Genomic DNA, 17019 nt, shown 5'->3' with positions numbered 1-17019 from the left:
GGTCCGGCGCCTCCGGCCATGCTCCGCGTGTCTATTTCTTCGTCACGGGCCGGTTCATGCGCCCGGCCAGCCGCATCTCCTCAGCGAACGCCTCGTAACCCACCTCGCGGATGCGGCCGACGCACCCCTGCCGGTCGGAACGGAAGATGAAAGAAAAGAGCTTCGCGTAGAAGTTGTTGAACACCTTGCACTTGTCGGAAGTCGTCGTCGTGCAGTCGGCGCAACTCTGCCAACCGTGCTCCAGACAACATTTGCGCACCTTGCACCACACGGCCTTTTCGTAGTCGCGGCAGCCGGGGCACTTCCCCCTGCTTTTCTGCGGACAGGCCCCGCAGAAGAGCCCGCAGGCGGCTATTTCACTGGTCATCATACCGATTCCTACCGTTCGCTCGAATAGTTGGGGGCCTCGCGCGTGATGGTCACGTCGTGCGGATGGCTCTCCTGCATGCCCGAAGCGGAAATGCGGATGAACTGCGCCTGCTGCAACGCCGGGATGTCGGCCGCGCCGCAGTAGCCCATGCCCGAACGGATGCCGCCCACGAGCTGGTAGACCGTCTCATTGAGCGACCCCTTGAACGGCACGCGCGCCACGATGCCCTCGGGCACGAGCTTGTTGATGTTGCCCTCGCAGCCCTTCTGGAAGTAGCGGTCGGCCGACCCGGCCTTCATGGCGTCGATGGAGCCCATGCCGCGGTAGGACTTGAACTTGCGGCCGTTGTAGATGATCGTCTCGCCCGGCGCTTCCTCCGTCCCGGCGAACATCGAGCCTATCATCACGCAGTCGCCGCCCGCAGCCAGCGCCTTGACGATGTCGCCCGAATAGCGCAGACCGCCGTCGGCAATGACGGGCACACCCGCCTGCCTGGCGACCGTCGAAGCGGCATAGATGGCCGACAGCTGCGGCACGCCGACCCCGGCGATGATGCGCGTGGTGCAGATCGAACCGGGACCGATGCCGACCTTGATGCCGTCGGCGCCCGCCTCGACCAGGAACCGGGCGGCTTCGGCGGTGGCGATGTTGCCCACCACGACGTCGAGCGACGGATAGGCGGCCTTGATTTGCCGGAGCGCATCGACGATATTCTTGGAATGGCCGTGCGCCGAATCGAGCACCACGGCGTCGACATCCTCGGCCACGAGGGCGGCCACGCGCTCCATGACGTCGGGCGTAATCCCCACCCCGGCCGCCACGCGCAGACGCCCCTTGGCATCCTTGCAGGCGTTGGGATGGTCCTGCACCTTGGTAATGTCCTTATAGGTAATCAGCCCCACCAGACGGCCCCCGTCGTCCACGACGGGCAGCTTCTCGATTTTGTTGTCGAGCAGCACCTCGGAAGCGTGCTCCAGCTCGGTCTTGCGGGTCGTAATCAATCGGTCGCCGGGGGTCATGACCTCGCCGATGGAACGCTGCATGTCGCGCTGGAAACGCAGGTCGCGGTTGGTGACGATGCCGATGAGCCTGCGGTCGCCGTCGACGACCGGGATACCGCCGATTTTGTTCTCGGCCATCAGGTCGAGGGCATCGCCCACGGTGTTGTCGCGCGAAATGGTCACGGGGTCGTAAATCATGCCGTTCTCGGCGCGCTTGACGCGGCGCACATGGGCCGCCTGCTCGGCGATGGACATGTTCTTATGGATGACGCCGATGCCGCCCTCGCGTGCCAGCGCGATGGCCAGCGGCGCTTCGGTCACGGTGTCCATGGCAGCGGACACGATGGGGATGTTGAGCTTGATATTACGCGAGAAACGGGTCCCGATGCGGACCTCCCGCGGCAACACTTCCGAATAGGCGGGTACCAGCAGCACGTCGTCGAAGGTAAGACCCTCGGGCTGGACCCTTTCATTGACAAACGACATAAGAACGCGGATTTTTGTTGCCTGCAAAAGTAAGCATTTTTTTCCGAACGGCCTAAAACTGCGCGGCATTCCGTCCGTTTTTTATCAACATTTTGTCATCCGAAACGCACGTCCGCCATCATCGGGCCGCTCGATCCGAAACCGCAAAAAAAACGCGCTGCCGAAGCAACGCGTTTTTCAAACACCCAAAGGTCCCGTGAGCTGTCGGCAGCCGATTCAACAAACCGCCCGACAAAAAGGCGAACAGCGAACCGTGAACAACGTTTCACCTCTCACTTTTCACTTTTCACCTTTCACCTTTCACCTCTCACCTTTCACCTTTACTCAGTATTGTTCTTTCTCGTTGGGGAAATCGCCTTCCTTGACGTCGCGGATATAGCCCGTCACAGCGTCGGTCATGACCGTATGCAGGTCGGCATAGCGGCGCAGGAAGCGGGGAGAAAAATCTTTGTTGATGCCCAGCATGTCGTGGATGACAAGCACCTGCCCGTCGCACGCGCCCCCGGCACCGATGCCGATGGTCGGAATCTGGATTTCCTGCGACACGCGGGCGGCCAGCGCGGCGGGAATCTTCTCCAGCACGCAGGCGAAGCACCCGGCATCGCTGAGCAGATGGGCGTCGCGCACCAGCTTCTCGGCTTCGGCTTCCTCCTTGGCCCGGACCGTGTAGGTCCCGAACTTGTGAATCGACTGGGGCGTGAGCCCGAGGTGCGCCATGACCGGGATTCCGGCCGACAGGATGCGCTGCACCGACTCGAGGATTTCCTCGCCGCCCTCCATCTTCACGGCGTCGGCCTCGGTCTCCTTCATGATGCGCACGGCCGAATCGAGGGCCACCTTCGAGTTGCCCTGATAGGTGCCGAACGGCAGGTCGACGACGACCAGCGCCCGCTCCACGGCCCGCACGACCGACCGCGCGTGGTAAATCATCATATCGAGCGTGATGGGCAGCGTGGTTTCGTAGCCCGCCATGACGTTGGCGGCCGAATCGCCCACCAAAATGACGTCGATGCCCGCGGCATCGACAATCTTGGCCATCGAATAATCATAGGACGTGAGCATGGCGATCTTCTCGCCCCGCTGCTTCATCTCCGTGAGACGGTAGGTCGTCACGGCCCTCAGAGTGCTTTCTACTGACATTTTATTCGGATTTGGGTTTCTGAACAGGCGGCAAAGATAGAATTAAGAATCAAAAATGAAAAATTTGCGGCGCATACCGGCAGGGCGAAAAAAGCGGGGAAAAGCGTCATTCTGAGGAGCACGCGACAAAGAATCCGTCCCGACGAAAAACAAGATTCTTCGCTAACGCTCAGAATGACAAAGAACAACGATTTTCAACCCTTAATTTTTCAGCTTCTCGAAGAAGCGCCACAGCACCACCCCGCCCGAAACCGCGACGTTGATGGAGTGCTTGACCCCGAACTGCGGGATTTCGAGAGCTCCGTGGCAAAGGTCTACAACCTCCTGCGCCACACCCTCCACTTCGTTGCCGAAGACCAGCGCATAGCGCCGCCCGGGTTCCGGGCAGAACGCATCGAGCATCGCAGCCCCCTCGACCTGCTCGACGGCGAGCACTTCGTAGCCCTCGTCGCGCAACTGCCGCACGCATTCCGCGGTCGAAGCATGATAGCTCCACGGCACGGTCAGTTCGGCCCCCAGGGCGGTTTTGTGGATTTCGCGGGCAGGCGGCACGGCCGTAATGCCGCACAGGGCCACATGTTCCACCGCAAAGGCGTCGCCCGTGCGGAAAAACGACCCGACGTTCTGCGCCGAACGCACGTTGTCGAGCACCACCCGCACGGGCAGTTTTTCCTTGGCGGCATATTCTTCGGGCGTCGGACGCCCCAGTTCTTCGTTCGTAATTTTTCGCATAACGTTCTCCGGCACGCTGTTTTCGGGGCCAAAAGTAACAAATAAAAAATATTTTATCTATTTTTGGGGGTTCAAAACGCATCGTTCCATGACCCTGAAAAAGACCGCGCTGCTGCTCGTCCTCGCCCTTACCCTGCGGGGGGGGGCCTATGCGCAGAATCTGATTGTCGGAGCCGACTTCTCCACACGCTTCGACAACCGCGAATACGCCCCCAACGAATTCGGCGAACCCCAGACGCTCTTCAGCGCCCGGCTCTCGCCCCGCATCGGCGTGGAGTGGCAGCAGAAAAACCGCCTGATCGTGGGTGCCGACCTGTTGCAGAACTTCGGCGACGACACGAAATTCTTGTCCAAGGCGCGCCCGATTCTCTACTATCAGTTCAACACGAAAAACGTGCAGGCCAATGCGGGTATTTTCGACCGCAAGGAACTGATGGGCGACTACTCGCGCGCCTTTTTCAGCGATTCGACGGCCTACTACCACAACCGGCTGTCGGGTTTCATGGGGCGTTACCAGCCGGCCTCGCGCCCGAAGACCTACGTCGAAATGGCCATCGACTGGGAGGGCATGTATTCGCACGCCTCGCGCGAAATGTTCCGCATCCTCTCGGCCGGCCGCTACACCGCCGACCGGGGATTCTACTTCGGCTATGCCTTCTCGATGTTCCACTTCGCAGGACGCAAGGGCAACGAAAACGTGACCGACAACCTGCTGCTCAATCCCTACGCAGGCTGGGAGTTCAACGCTTATCTCGACTTCGACATCCGGGCTAACTTCCTCTTCGCCCCGCAGCGCGGCCGCAGCGTCGACCACCTCTGGCGCAAGCCCTGCGGCGGACAGCTGGACATCACGATCCGCAAATGGGGCATCAAAATCGAAAACAACCTCTACCTGGGCGAGAATCTCCAGCCGCTGCGCAACTACGCGGCCAACCCGGCGACCGGACTGACCTACGGGCAGGACGGGCTCTATGCGGGCGAAAGTTTCTACGCCACCACCAAGCATATCTACAACCGCACGTGGGTGGGCTACGACCGCACGTTCTTCAAGGGCACCTTGGGGGTCGAGGCCGGCATGGTGTTCCACTACGACGGCACGGGGCTCGGCACCCAACAAGTGGTGAAGCTCTCGGTAGACATCGAAAAACTCTTCAACATAGGAACCAAAAAGAAGCACTAAGATAATGGCAGCAGAAAACACCGAACCCCGGGAGAAGTCGCTGAACTTCCTCGAAGAAATCATCGAAGAGTCGATTGCCAAAGGCGACGGGCGCGTACAGACCCGCTTCCCGCCCGAGCCCAACGGCTATCTGCATATCGGCCATGCCAAGAGCATCTGCATCAACTTCGGGCTGGCCAAGAAATACGGCGGCAAGTGCAACCTGCGCTTCGACGACACCAACCCCGTCAAGGAGGATGTCGAGTACGTCGATTCCATCAAGCGCGACATCCGGTGGCTCGGCTTCGACTGGGCCGTCGAACGCTATGCGTCGGACTACTTCGACCAGCTCTACGACTGGGCCGTCGAGCTCATCAAGAAAGGACTGGCCTACGTCGATGACCAGACGCAGGAGCAAATCCGCGAAAACCGCGGTACGGTCTCCGTGCCCGGCACGGAATCGCCGTGGCGCAACCGTTCGGTCAGCGAAAACCTCGACCTCTTCGTGCGCATGAAGAACGGCGAGTTCCCCGACGGCTCGAAGGTGCTGCGGGCCAAAATCGACATGGCTCACCCCAACATGCTCTTCCGCGACCCCATCATGTACCGCATCATCCACGCCGAGCACCACCGCACGGGCAGCAAATGGTGCATCTACCCCATGTACGACTACGCCCACGGACAGAGCGATTCCATCGAGAAGATCACCCACTCCATCTGCACGCTGGAATTCGACGTGCACCGTCCGCTCTACGACTGGTTCATCCAGGCGCTCGACATCTTCCCCTCGCATCAGTACGAGTTCGCGCGGCTGAACCTCACCTACACGATGATGTCGAAGCGCAAGCTGCTGAAACTCGTGCAGGAAGGCGCCGTCATGGGCTGGGACGACCCCCGCATGCCGACCATCTGCGCCCTGCGCCGCAAGGGCTACACCCCCGCGTCGGTGCGCAGCTTCGCCGAAATGGTGGGCGTCGCCAAGCGCGACAACGTCATCGACCTGGGCAAGCTGGAATACTGCGTCCGCGAGGACCTCAACAAGGTCGCCGAACGCCGCATGGCCGTGCTCAACCCGCTGAAGGTGGTCATCACCAACTACGAGGAGGGGCGGACCGAGCTTTTCGAGGCGGTCAACAACCCCGAAAACGAAGCGGCCGGCACACGCAAGGTGCCCTTCTCGCGCGAAATCTACATCGAGCGCGACGACTTCATGGAGAACCCGCCCAAGAAGTTCTTCCGGCTTCAGCCGGGCGGCGAGGTGCGCCTGCGCTACTCGTATCTCATCAAGTGCGAAGAGGTCGTCAAGGACGCCGAGGGCAACATCACGGAGCTGCGCTGCACCTACGACCCCATGTCCGGGGGCGGTTCGTCGAGCGACGGCCGCCGTGTCAAGGGGGTTATCCACTGGGTGTCGGTCAAGGACGCCGCCGAAGCGGAAATCCGCCTGTTCAACCCGCTTTTCACCAAGGAAAACCCCGACGACGTCGAGGAGGGCCAAACATGGGAGGACAACCTCAACCCCGAATCCATGGTCAAGGTAACGGGTTACCTGGAGCCCTCGCTGCGCGACATCCCCGTCGGTCGGGCCGTGCAGTTCGAGCGCGTCGGCTACTTCTGCCCCGATACCGATTCGGCGCCTGGGCACCTCGTGTTCAACCGCACCGTGACCCTCAAGGATTCCTGGGCCAAAATCAACAAATAGCAATACCTATATATATTGCAGCGGCCGCCCCATGGGGCGGCCGTTTTCGTTCTCCGGAATCCCGGACATGCCGTCCGGCACATCCGGAAAACCGCGTTACTTTTCCATCAGATTGCCGAACGTGCGACGGCCCAAGAAATAGCGCAGGAGCACGGAACCGCGGAAGATGCGGACACAAGGCTGCGGCACGCGCGACTTGCTGACAGCGCGCCGTTTGGCGACCAACGCGGGATGCCATTTCAAGAAATCGCGCCACGCCCGGAAGACAGCGCGGAAATTGTCGTACCGTCCCTGCGCCAAATACGACAAGGCCGCCAGCAGGTCGAGCCAAGGCCGCACGACAGCCGCCAGCAGGCGCTGACCCGGTGCGGCGCACTTGTAGAGCATCGCCAGATTGTTGCGATGGTTGTAGAAAACCTTGGCCGGAGAATCGGCCGTCAGCGTCCCGCCCCCGAGGTGATAGACCGAGCTCTGCGGCACGATGCGCACCCGCCAGCCCGCCAGCTGCATCCGCCAGCACAGGTCGATCTCCTCCATGTGGGCGAAAAAGTCGGCGTCGAAGCCGCCCAGCGCATGGAAAACCGAAGCCCGGCAACAGAACGCCGCCCCGCTCACCCAAAAAACGTCGCGTTCATCGTCGTACTGCCCCTCGTCGCGCTCGACGGTACGCAGGATGCGCCCGCGGCAGAAAGGATAGCCCAGATAATCTACGTAACCGCCCGACGCCCCGGCATACTCGAACCGGCTGCGGTCGGTGTCGGACAGCAGCTTGGGGGCAGCGGCCGCCACGCCGGGATTGCGTTCGAGACACTCCACCAGCGGCGCGAGCCACCCGGCAGGGGTCTCGACGTCGGAATTCAACAACACATAATAATCGGCTTCGACCTGCGCCAACGCCCGGTTGTAGCCTTCGGCAAACCCATAGTTGCGGTCGAGCTGCAACACCTCGACCGACGGGAATTCGCGTCGCAGCATCTCCGCCGAACCGTCCGTCGAACCGTTGTCGGCCACGACCACGCCGACGCCCCCGGGAGCCGCCGCAACGACGCTCGGGAGGTAGCGGCGCAGGTGCGCGGTACCGTTCCAGTTGAGTATGACGATTTTGACGGAGGGCATTTCAGCGCTTGTGCTTCCAGCGGCGGTGCGACCACATCCAAAGTTCGGGCCGTTCACGGATCATCTGCTCCAGAGCCCGGACATAGCGTTCGGTGATTTCGTTTTCGGCCACCTCCTCCGCACCGTCGTAAAGCAGCTCGAACGACATCCGGTAACGGCCCCGCTGCAACCGGTCCATCCGGACGAAATAGACCGGAAGCCGGAACCTCCGGGCCAGCTTTTCGCCGCCGTCGAAGAAAATCGTATCCTGATTGAGGAAACGGAACCAATGGCTGTTGGGCCGCCGCGGCGGATTCTGGTCGGCAATCAGCCCGAGCACCATGTTCTTGCCCTCGATGCCCGTCGCGCGATGGCGCAGGTAGAACCGCACGCAGTCGTGCATCGCCACGGTAGTGGCATACGACGAGTTGCGCAGGCGCTGATAGAGACATTCCATCACCGGGCTGCGCAGCGGATGATAGACCGCCACGACCATCTGCGAGGGCTCGAAAAGGCCCCAATACGAACAATATTCCCAGCACCCGAAGTGAGCCAGCATGGCAATCCAGTCGTGGCCGTGCACCCGCCGTGCCTGCTCCTCGCAGTCTGCTATGACCAGCATTTCGCGGGCCCGCGCCGTGCTCTTGTGGGCCAGGTCGACCGTGTCGACGAATATCTCGGCCAGCGTGCGGTAGAACCGGCGACGGATAATCCAGAGTTCGCGCTCGGACTTCTCCGGGAACGAATTGCGCAGGTTGTCCCACACGACCTGGCGGCGGTAGCGCAGCACGTAGTAGAGCAGGCAGAAAAACAGGTTCTCGACGACGTAGTACTTGAACCAATAGGGCAGCATGGCGAAGAGCCGCATTCCGCCCCATAGGATTTCCAGCCACAGCCGCTGGAACAGATTCAGCTTCGGTGTTTCCATGGCGCGGCTCAGGGTTCGACGAAGAGTTTGAGGTTATCGACCTTGGTGCGGATGCGCAGCCAGCGCGAGAGGGTCTGACGGTCGATGGTGTCGACCGGGTCGGCGGGCCGGACCACGCAGACCACCGACGTGTCGCGCGGGGTGCCGTCGACATCGAACGTGATGCCCTTGGTGAGCGATATGGTGCCTATGTTGCGCATCATGGCCCCCGCTTCGCGCGAGATGTCCTCCACTTCGACGTTGGTAACCTTGTAGCGGTCCAGCAGGGCGTTCATCCGTTCGATACGGCGGTTCTTCTCGTCGAGCAGTTCCGAATAGCTTTGTTGGAGCGACGCCACATCGACCCTGTCGGCCGAAGAAGCCTGCCGGACAATCAGTTCGGTTTTGTCGAGCCCGTAGCCCGGCAGCTGGGCCCGGGCGTTGTCGATGACTTCGTCGCCGAGCGGCTCGCCCACCAGCAGCAGCTCGATGCGCGACGGTTCGCCGCGACGGGCATACTCCATGTTGGCCTCGATGACCCGCGTATGGGGAAAGGCGAAGACCCGCTCAACATACTTGTCGGCCATCGCCTCGAAGACCGACACCCGCACCATCTGCACGCCGATGACGACGCTGGGCACGAACGTGACAAGCGAAATGACGAGCATCGAGCGCTTGACGTTCCGCTCGCGCACGGGGTCGAGGAAAGCCTTCTTCTGGTATTTGAGGAAGCGGACGACCAGGTAGGTCGCCATCGCGATGAAGACCGAATTGATAAAGAAAAGATAGAACGCGCCGAAGAAAAACCGCGACTGCCCGGTGGCGATGCCGAATCCTGCGGTACACAGGGGCGGGATGAGCGCCGTGGCAATGGCCACACCGGGAATAACCGTCGAAGTGCGGTCCTGCCGCGTCTGGGCGACCATCCCGGCCAGGCCGCCGAACAGCGCTATCAGCACGTCGTAAATCGAGGGCGTGGTCCGGGCCAGCAGTTCGCTGCTGTTGGCCGACAGGGGCGAAACAAGGAAATAGAGGGTCGAGGTGACGATGGCCACGATGAACATCAGCGACAAGTTGCGCAACGACTTCTTAAGCAGCTCGAAGTCGTTGATGCCCAAGGCCAGCCCGGCCCCCATGATGGGACCCATGATGGGCGAGACGAGCATGGCGCCGATGATGACGGCGGCCGAATTGATATTGAGCCCCAGCGAGGCTATCATCGTGGCGAAAATCAGCACCCACAGATTGACGCCGCGGAACTCGACCCCCTTGGCAATGGCGGCCACCACCTCGTCGCGCTGGGCCTTGTCCTCGTCGAGACTGAAACGGTCGCGCAGGAACTTGCCCCAGACCCGGAACTGCTCGGCGACGAAAGGCCGCCGGGCGTGCGTATCGTTGTTGTTCGTATATGCCATTTTACAAAAAGTCAGATCAATCCTCCGCCTCCTCCCGGCGTCCGGGCTTGGGGCGTCCGGCGAGCACGATGACGAACTCGCCCTTGGGTTCGTTGGCCCGGAAATGGGCCAGCACCTCGGCCACGCTGCCGCGCACGGTCTGCTCGAACTTCTTGGTCAGCTCGCGCGAAACCGACACCCTCCGCTCCGGCCCGAAGACCTCGGCCAGCTGCTCCAGGCACTTGACCACGCGGTAGGGCGATTCGTAGAATATCATCGTCCGCTCCTCGTCGGCGAGCGCCTGCAAGTGCTTGGTCCGCCCCTTTTTCTGAGGCAGGAATCCCTCGAAGCAGAAACGGTCGCAGGGAAACCCGCTCTGAATCAAGGCCGGAATGGCGGCCGTGGCGCCCGGAAGCGTCTCGACCTCGATGCCCTGCTCGACGCAGGTCCGCACGAGCAGAAACCCGGGGTCGGAGATACCGGGCGTCCCGGCGTCGGAGACCAAAGCGGCACTGCGTCCGGCGGCGATGCTCTCGGCAACCATCCGCACGGTGGCGTGTTCGTTGAACTTATGATGCGAATGGAGTTTCTTCTCGATGCCGAGGTGACGAAGCAGAAACGACGTGGTCCGCGTATCCTCGGCCAGCACGAAATCCACCTCGCGCAGTACCCCGACGGCCCGCAGCGTAATGTCGTCCAGATTGCCTATCGGCGTGGGAACGATATAGAGTTTGGCCATGGAGCTAAGCGAATTTGCGTTCGAGCAGCTCCATGATGAGCGCCGCGCTGTCGGATTCGGAGTTCCACGCGAAATGCTCGGCTATGTAAATCATGCAGTCGTCGAGGGTCTCCTGCGCATTGAGCGCTTCGATAGTGCTGTCGAAAAGAGCCCCGTCGCCGCCGAACAGGTCGCGGATCATCAGGAACTTGTCGTTGATGCCGATGGCCTGCCGCAGGTCCGAAATGGGCGCGGCATAGCGGCCGGAGCCGTTTCCGAGCGGCGCAATCGTATCGGCCAGGGTCTGCATGTCGTGGTTGATGACCTCGCCCAGAACCTGCGGCGCGGATTCCTCCGGCGCTTCGGCATCGGCGCGGTGCGCCTTGACCGGCTCTTCGGTCAGAGCGTCGAGCAGCACGATTTCGGTTTCGGGCCCGGCTTGCAGCGATTCCGGTTCTTCGGCAGGAACAATCGGTTCGGGTTCGGGAGCCGCCGGTTTCTCGACGGGTGCAATCGGCTCAGCAGCCGGTTTCGGCGCGGCTTTCGGTTCCGTCTGCGGAGTTGCGGGGGATGCGGCAGGCGTCGAATCATAGAGCGCCCGGATGACACGCTGCTTGTGGCGATGGCGCAGGGTGGCCTCGTCTTCGTCCCCGAACAGCGTAGGCGCAGGTTCGGATTCGGGCTCGGAAGGTTGTGCAGGCTGGGCCGCAACGGGTTCGGGCTGCGAGGGCTGGGAGTATTGCGGCTGCCCGGCGGCTGTCGGCCGGGCGGCAGGCTCTGCAACAGGCGGCTGTCCGGCATGCGATTGCCCGGTATGCGGATGCCCGGCGTGCGGATGCGGAATCGGTTCTTCGGCCGCGGCGGCATGCCGCCGTATCGGCTCCTCCGGTTCCACAAAAGGCTCCTCGAAAGGTTCCGGAGCAGGCTCCGCTTCTGCGGGGAACTCCTCGGAAAACGGTTCGGGTTCCGGCTGGCGAACGGGCCGCCGAACGGGGCGGCGGGCAGGCCGGGAATGCTCGGGTTCGGGCTCGAACTCGATGATTTCGGGCCCCTCCTCGTATGCGTCTTCGGGTTCTTCTTCGGGCGCAGGGACGCGACGTGCCGCACTTTCCGCAGCATACACCGCTTCCTCCCGGGCAGAAACTTCGGGCTCCTCCTCTCCGAGCGAAAGGACCTCGCTCAGATCGACCATCTCGAACTCGGAATCCTCCTCGTCGTAAGGAGCGACCCTCACGCCCGGAGCCACGACCCGCGATGCGCGGTGCGGCGCCTCGGAAGCCGCCCGCTGGGGCAGCACCCTGCCGACGACCGAACGGGGTACCAGACTGAAACGCAGCGCCTCGTAGAGGTCGCGCAGCTTTTCGAGCGCCATGTCCCGCTCCACGGGAGCGATCTCCTGCAACGAAGACCACCCCTCGGCCAAGGCCGAAAGTTTCCGCAGTTCGTTCCTTATCTCTTTCAGATTCATCGTACTTCTGTTTTGCTTCGCAGGCGGGCCGCCGCGCCGCCTTTGCGGCGAAGACAAACCCCGTGCAAAGATAGGCAATAATGCGTTTTGAATCAAGGAATGAACCGATTATTTCGGCCCGGGCGGCCGCACGCCCCGAATTTTGTCCGCAAAGACGACCGCACGCCGGAAAAATTCGCATTACGGCTCTGCCGAAGATATTTTCAAAACACCTTTCACTTTTCACCTTTCAACTTTTACCTGAAATTCGTATCTTTGCACTTCAAAACGCAAACAACAATCGCATGGCACTTCAATGCGGCATCGTAGGACTGCCCAACGTAGGTAAATCGACCCTTTTCAACTGCCTGTCCAACGCCAAGGCGCAGGCGGCCAACTTCCCGTTCTGCACCATCGAGCCCAACGTGGGCGTCATCACGGTGCCCGACGAGCGGCTTGTCCGGCTGGCCGAAATCGACAATCCCAAGCGGGTGGTCCCGACGACCATCGAAATCGTCGACATCGCCGGGCTGGTCAAAGGCGCCTCGAAAGGCGAAGGCCTGGGCAACAAGTTCCTGGGCAACATCCGCAACACGCACGCCATCATCCACGTGCTGCGCTGCTTCGACAACGGCAACATCACCCATGTCGACGGTTCGATAGACCCGGTGCGCGACAAGGGAATCATCGACACGGAGCTCCAGCTCAAGGACCTCGAAACGATCGAAGCCCGGCTCGCCAAGACGCAGAAGCAGGCCACCTCGGGCGGCGACAAGAACGCCAAGCGGCAGGTCGAACTCCTGCTGCAATACAAGTCGGTGCTGGAACAGGGCCTTTCGGCCCGCACGGTCGAGCTCGACAAGGAGGACCGCAAGCTGGTGGCCGACCTCAACCTGCTGACCGACAAGCCGGTGCTCTATGTCTGCAACGTCGACGAAAAGAGCGCTGCCACGGGCAACGCCCACACCGAAGCGGTGCGTGCGGCCATCGCCGACGAAAAGGCCGAAATGCTGATTATCGCGGCGGCGACCGAAGCCGACATCGCCGAGCTGGAGAGCTACGAGGAGCGGCAGCTCTTCCTCGAAGACCTCGGGCTCAAGGAATCGGGCGTGGCGCGTCTGATAAAATCGGCCTACAAATTGCTCAGCCTCGAAACGTTCTTCACCACCGGTGCCGACGAGACCCGGGCATGGACCTACTCGCGCGGGATGAAGGCTCCCCAGACGGCGGGCGTCATCCACACCGATTTCGAGAAAGGGTTCATCCGCGCCGAGGTCATCAAGTACGCCGACTACGTGTCGCTGGGTTCGGAAAAAGCCTGCCGCGACGCGGGCAAAATCGGCATCGAGGGCAAGGAATACATCGTGCAGGACGGCGACATCATGCACTTCCTGTTCAACGTATAAGAACCAAAAACACATAACGTCATGAAAAAGTACATCGTCATTGCCGTTGCAGCCCTCGCCTGCGCCTTTGTGCTGGGCCGCGCCTACACCTACAAGTTCCGTTCGCAGGACACCATCGTCGTGACGGGGCTGGGCGAAACCGAATTCTCGTCCGACCTGATCGTGTGGTCGGGCACGCTGACCGCCGAAGCGCAGAACGCCGCCGCGGGCTACGCCGAAATCGAAGCCAGCAAGGCCAAGGTTCAGCAGTACCTCACCGCGAAAGGCCTGCCCGCCGAAGCCGTGGTCTTCGAGTTCGTCAATGTCGACAAGCAGTTCTCGCCCGTCTACAACGCCAACGGCAACTGGGCCGGGCAGCGTTTCTCGGGCTATGCGCTGCGTCAGCGCTTCACCGTCGAATCCAAAGAGGTGGAAAAGGTCGAGACCATTTCGCGCGAGATTTCGTCGCTGATTGCCCAGGGGGTCTCCATCGAAGCCTACGCACCCGACTACTACTACACCAAACTCGACGACGTGAAGATGGGCCTCATCGAAACCGCTTCGGCCGACGCACGCACGCGCGCTGAGAAGATCGCCGACAACGCCGGAGCCAGAATCGGCCGCGTGGCCTCGGCCCGCATGGGCGTGTTCCAGATTACGGGCGCCAATTCCAACGAGGAGTTCTCGGCCGGAGGTTCGTTCAACACCTCGTCGCGCAACAAGAAAGCCCGCATCACCATGCGGATCGAATACAGAATCAAGTGAAAACCGGCAGCTAAAACGTTTTAGCAGCCCCCACTTTCACCTTTCACCTTTCACTTTCCACCTTTCACCTCTTTTGAAATGGAGAAACCCGTAAGAGTTCGTTTTGCCCCCAGCCCCACGGGCCCGCTGCACATCGGCGGCGTCCGCACGGCGCTCTACAACTATCTTTTCGCCCGCCAGCACAAGGGTACGATGATTCTGCGCATCGAAGACACCGATTCGCAGCGCTTCGTGCCGGGAGCCGAGCAGTATATCATGGACGCGCTCAAGTGGTGCGGCATCGAAATCGACGAGGGCGTCGGTGTCGGCGGACCCCACGCCCCCTACCGCCAGAGCGAGCGGCGCGAAATCTATCTGAAATACGCCTTGCAGCTCGTCGAAGCAGGCTGGGCTTACTACGCGTTCGATTCGGCCGAGGAGCTCGACGCCCTGCGCCACGAGGCCGAAGCCCGCGGCGAAGCGTTCGCCTACAACTACGCCGTGCGCGAAAAGCTCGCCACTTCACTGGCGCTTCCCGCCGACGAAGTCCGGGCCCGCATCGACCGCGGCGACCAGTGGGTCATCCGCTTCAAGATGCCCGAGAACGAAATCGTCCGGATGGACGACCTGATCCGCGGCCATGTCGAGGTCAACACCTCGACGCTCGACGACAAGGTGCTCTACAAATCGGCCGACGCGCTGCCGACCTACCACTTGGCCAACATCGTCGACGACCATCTGATGGAGGTTTCGCACGTCATCCGCGGCGAAGAATGGCTGCCCTCGCTGCCGCTCCACTACCTTTTATATAAGGCGTTCGGCTGGAGCGACACGCAGCCCGCATTCGCCCACCTGCCGCTGCTGTTGAAGCCCACGGGCGGCGGCAAGCTCTCGAAGCGCGACGGCGACAAGATGGGGTTCCCAGTCTTCCCGCTCTTCTGGAAGTCGCCCGCGACGGGCGAAACGGCCCGCGGCTACCGCGAGGACGGTTATTTCCCCGAAGCGTTCATCAACATGCTGGCCCTGCTGGGCTGGAACCCGGGTACCGAGCAGGAGCTGTTCACGATGGACGAGCTTATTGCGAACTTCTCGCTCGAACGCGTCTCCAAGTCGGGCGCCCGTTTCCAGCCCGACAAAGCCAAGTGGTTCAATGCGCAGTACATGCACCGCAAGAGCGACGCCGAGCTGGCCGCGCTCTACCAGCCGATTCTGCGCGAACACGGCATCGAGGTCTCCGACGGGCTGGCCGGACGCGCCGCAGGAATCATGAAGGAGCGCGCCACGTTCATCACCGACCTGTGGGACCTCACGTCGTTCTTCTTCGTGGCGCCGACGGAATACGAAGAAAAGCAGACCCGCAAATACTGGAAAGGCGACAACCCGGCCATCCTGCGCGAACTGCGCGAGGTGCTGGCCGCCATCGGCGACTTCTCGCTGGAAAACACCGAACGCATCGTCCATGCGTGGATCGAAGAAAAGGGCTACGGCATGGGGCAGGTCATGAACACCCTGCGGCTGGCGCTCGTGGGCGCAGGCAAGGGCCCCGGCATGTACGACGTGACGTCGTTCATCGGCAAGGAGGAGTGCCTGCGGCGCATCGACCGCATTCTGACGACCCTGCATCCTGCCGACTGATGACCGACATCGAACAGCACCTGTGGGGCATGACGCCCGAGGGCGAAGCCATCGTTCTCTACACCATGCGCAGCGCCCGCGGCGCCGAGGTGAAGCTCACGAACTACGGGGCTACCGTGGTGGCGGTGAGCGTGCCCGACCGCGAGGGCCGGATGGCCGACGTGGTGCTGGGCTACAAGCACCCCGAAGGTTACTTCGCGGACAGCCCGTTCTGCGGCAAGACGGTGGGACGCGTGGCCAACCGCATAGCCGACGGCCGCATGACCGTCGACGGCGAGAGCCATACGCTCGAACGCAACGACCGCGGCAACCACCTGCACGGCGGCAAGAAAGGCTTCGCCGACCGCGTATGGGAGAGCCGCGTGGAGACCAACCGCGTGGTGATGAACCTGCTTTCGGAGGAGGGCGACCAGGGCTATCCGGGCGAGCTGAACGTCGAAGCCATCTTCGACTTCGACGACGACCATGCGCTGGAAATCACCTACCTGGCCCGCACCAGCCGGACGACCCCGGTGAACCTCACGAGCCACATCTATTTCAACCTCGCGGGCGAAGCGAGCGGCTCCGTGCTCGACCACGAACTGCGGCTCAACAGCAGCCGCGTGCCGGAAATGACTGCGCGCCAGCTGCCCACGGGACAGCTCCTGGCCGTCGCAGACACTCCGCAGGATTTCCGCCACTTCCGCCCGCTGCGCGACGGCATCGACGCCGATTTCAACCATATCCGCGACTTCCACGGCTACGACCACCCGTTCGCCATCGACGGCTGGCACCCCAACATATTGGGCGAGGTGGGCTGCCTGCGCGACCCCCAAACGGGGCGGCAGGTCGAAATCCTCTCGTCGCAGCCCAGCGTCATGCTCTACACGGGCAACTGGCTGGCGGGCAGCACTCCCGAAAGCAAGTCGGGCGGCCGCTACGACGACTACGCCGGGGTGGCCATCGAGTGTCAGAACTTCCCCGACGCGGTGAACCGGCCCGAATTCCCGTCGCCGCTGCTCGGGCCCGACGAATTGTATTGTCAGAAAATCGTGTTCCGCTTCGGAACGTACTAAGCGAAAAGAGAGCCCCTGGGTTCTCTTTTTTGTTGCGCCGCTACCCGTC

15 protein-coding genes are annotated in these 17019 nt (G+C 61.9%); 6 read left to right on the top strand and 9 right to left on the bottom strand.

Annotated elements, in window-relative coordinates; genetic code table 11:
• Window positions 1–31: 31 nt before the first annotated feature.
• The 4 genes from QVG21_RS00535 to QVG21_RS00520 form a co-directional block, all read right to left on the bottom strand.
• On the bottom strand, window positions 32–370 hold the full coding sequence (locus QVG21_RS00535; RefSeq protein WP_369808775.1) for a DUF3795 domain-containing protein: 339 nt from the start codon (window positions 368–370) through the stop codon (window positions 32–34).
• Window positions 371–378: 8 nt separating this feature from the next.
• Window positions 379–1857, bottom strand: a complete 1479-nt coding sequence (gene guaB / locus QVG21_RS00530; RefSeq protein ID WP_251214731.1) for an IMP dehydrogenase — start codon at window positions 1855–1857, stop codon at window positions 379–381.
• Window positions 1858–2181: 324 nt separating this feature from the next.
• On the bottom strand, window positions 2182–2997 hold the full coding sequence (gene panB / locus QVG21_RS00525) for a 3-methyl-2-oxobutanoate hydroxymethyltransferase (RefSeq protein WP_287921052.1): 816 nt from the start codon (window positions 2995–2997) through the stop codon (window positions 2182–2184).
• A gap of 201 nt (window positions 2998–3198) precedes the next feature.
• Complete coding sequence (locus QVG21_RS00520; protein WP_251214729.1) at window positions 3199–3729, bottom strand: TrmH family RNA methyltransferase; 531 nt, start codon at window positions 3727–3729, stop codon at window positions 3199–3201.
• An 88-nt stretch (window positions 3730–3817) separates the two neighbouring features.
• On the opposite strand from QVG21_RS00520, the gene QVG21_RS00515 reads away from it, so the two are divergent.
• Window positions 3818–4909, top strand: coding sequence for a lipid A deacylase (locus QVG21_RS00515; protein ID WP_287921047.1), 1092 nt, complete (start codon window positions 3818–3820; stop codon window positions 4907–4909).
• A 4-nt stretch (window positions 4910–4913) separates the two neighbouring features.
• Window positions 4914–6590 (top strand): glutamine--tRNA ligase/YqeY domain fusion protein, encoded by a 1677-nt coding sequence (locus QVG21_RS00510; protein WP_287921044.1) that lies wholly within the window; start codon window positions 4914–4916, stop codon window positions 6588–6590.
• A 96-nt stretch (window positions 6591–6686) separates the two neighbouring features.
• On the opposite strand, the gene QVG21_RS00505 is transcribed toward QVG21_RS00510, so the two are convergent.
• The 5 genes from QVG21_RS00505 to QVG21_RS00485 are packed head-to-tail and all read right to left on the bottom strand — an operon-like array spanning window position 6687 to window position 12172.
• Complete coding sequence (locus QVG21_RS00505) at window positions 6687–7706, bottom strand: glycosyltransferase family 2 protein (protein ID WP_287921041.1); 1020 nt, start codon at window positions 7704–7706, stop codon at window positions 6687–6689.
• Window position 7707: 1 nt separating this feature from the next.
• Complete coding sequence (locus QVG21_RS00500; RefSeq protein ID WP_251214725.1) at window positions 7708–8613, bottom strand: lysophospholipid acyltransferase family protein; 906 nt, start codon at window positions 8611–8613, stop codon at window positions 7708–7710.
• A gap of 8 nt (window positions 8614–8621) precedes the next feature.
• Window positions 8622–10007 carry a TIGR00341 family protein gene (locus QVG21_RS00495; RefSeq protein WP_287921037.1) on the bottom strand — a complete coding sequence of 462 codons (1386 nt, stop codon included), beginning with the start codon at window positions 10005–10007 and terminating at the stop codon, window positions 8622–8624.
• A gap of 16 nt (window positions 10008–10023) precedes the next feature.
• On the bottom strand, window positions 10024–10725 hold the full coding sequence (rsmI, locus tag QVG21_RS00490; protein WP_251214723.1) for a 16S rRNA (cytidine(1402)-2'-O)-methyltransferase: 702 nt from the start codon (window positions 10723–10725) through the stop codon (window positions 10024–10026).
• 4 nt (window positions 10726–10729) lie between these two features.
• On the bottom strand, window positions 10730–12172 hold the full coding sequence (locus tag QVG21_RS00485; protein ID WP_287921032.1) for a DUF8457 domain-containing protein: 1443 nt from the start codon (window positions 12170–12172) through the stop codon (window positions 10730–10732).
• Between the two features lie 284 nt (window positions 12173–12456).
• Here QVG21_RS00485 and ychF point away from each other — a divergent pair, with 284 nt between their 5' ends.
• The 4 genes from ychF (at window position 12457) to QVG21_RS00465 (ending at window position 16970) form a co-directional block, all read left to right on the top strand.
• Window positions 12457–13557 carry a redox-regulated ATPase YchF gene (gene ychF, locus QVG21_RS00480; protein ID WP_287921029.1) on the top strand — a complete coding sequence of 367 codons (1101 nt, stop codon included), beginning with the start codon at window positions 12457–12459 and terminating at the stop codon, window positions 13555–13557.
• Between the two features lie 21 nt (window positions 13558–13578).
• A complete protein-coding gene (locus tag QVG21_RS00475) occupies window positions 13579–14301 on the top strand; it encodes an SIMPL domain-containing protein (protein ID WP_251214720.1) in 723 nt (240 codons plus the stop codon).
• Window positions 14302–14379: 78 nt separating this feature from the next.
• Window positions 14380–15915: a glutamate--tRNA ligase gene (gene gltX / locus QVG21_RS00470; RefSeq protein WP_287921025.1), complete on the top strand. Its 1536-nt coding sequence runs from the start codon at window positions 14380–14382 to the stop codon at window positions 15913–15915.
• A complete protein-coding gene (locus tag QVG21_RS00465) occupies window positions 15915–16970 on the top strand; it encodes an aldose epimerase family protein (RefSeq protein WP_287921023.1) in 1056 nt (351 codons plus the stop codon). The genes gltX and QVG21_RS00465 overlap by 1 nt, the downstream gene beginning before the upstream one ends.
• Window positions 16971–17019 lie beyond the last annotated feature (49 nt).

The sequence above is a fragment of the Alistipes sp. UBA6068 genome (genome assembly GCF_949428155.1).
GTDB classification, from domain to species: Bacteria; Bacteroidota; Bacteroidia; order Bacteroidales; family Rikenellaceae; genus Alistipes; species Alistipes muris.
Note: the sequence above shows the minus strand (reverse complement) of the source record. Positions and strands in the feature narration are given on the sequence as shown.

Coding starts and splice junctions, on each gene's coding strand:
- QVG21_RS00535 (WP_369808775.1), bottom strand. CDS start 370: ATGATGACCAGTGAAATAGCCGCCTGCGGGCTCTTCTGCGGGGCCTGT.
- guaB (WP_251214731.1), bottom strand. CDS start 1,857: ATGTCGTTTGTCAATGAAAGGGTCCAGCCCGAGGGTCTTACCTTCGAC.
- panB (WP_287921052.1), bottom strand. CDS start 2,997: ATGTCAGTAGAAAGCACTCTGAGGGCCGTGACGACCTACCGTCTCACG.
- QVG21_RS00520 (WP_251214729.1), bottom strand. CDS start 3,729: ATGCGAAAAATTACGAACGAAGAACTGGGGCGTCCGACGCCCGAAGAA.
- QVG21_RS00515 (WP_287921047.1), top strand. CDS start 3,818: ATGACCCTGAAAAAGACCGCGCTGCTGCTCGTCCTCGCCCTTACCCTG.
- QVG21_RS00510 (WP_287921044.1), top strand. CDS start 4,914: ATGGCAGCAGAAAACACCGAACCCCGGGAGAAGTCGCTGAACTTCCTC.
- QVG21_RS00505 (WP_287921041.1), bottom strand. CDS start 7,706: ATGCCCTCCGTCAAAATCGTCATACTCAACTGGAACGGTACCGCGCAC.
- QVG21_RS00500 (WP_251214725.1), bottom strand. CDS start 8,613: ATGGAAACACCGAAGCTGAATCTGTTCCAGCGGCTGTGGCTGGAAATC.
- QVG21_RS00495 (WP_287921037.1), bottom strand. CDS start 10,007: ATGGCATATACGAACAACAACGATACGCACGCCCGGCGGCCTTTCGTC.
- rsmI (WP_251214723.1), bottom strand. CDS start 10,725: ATGGCCAAACTCTATATCGTTCCCACGCCGATAGGCAATCTGGACGAC.
- QVG21_RS00485 (WP_287921032.1), bottom strand. CDS start 12,172: ATGAATCTGAAAGAGATAAGGAACGAACTGCGGAAACTTTCGGCCTTG.
- ychF (WP_287921029.1), top strand. CDS start 12,457: ATGGCACTTCAATGCGGCATCGTAGGACTGCCCAACGTAGGTAAATCG.
- QVG21_RS00475 (WP_251214720.1), top strand. CDS start 13,579: ATGAAAAAGTACATCGTCATTGCCGTTGCAGCCCTCGCCTGCGCCTTT.
- gltX (WP_287921025.1), top strand. CDS start 14,380: ATGGAGAAACCCGTAAGAGTTCGTTTTGCCCCCAGCCCCACGGGCCCG.
- QVG21_RS00465 (WP_287921023.1), top strand. CDS start 15,915: ATGACCGACATCGAACAGCACCTGTGGGGCATGACGCCCGAGGGCGAA.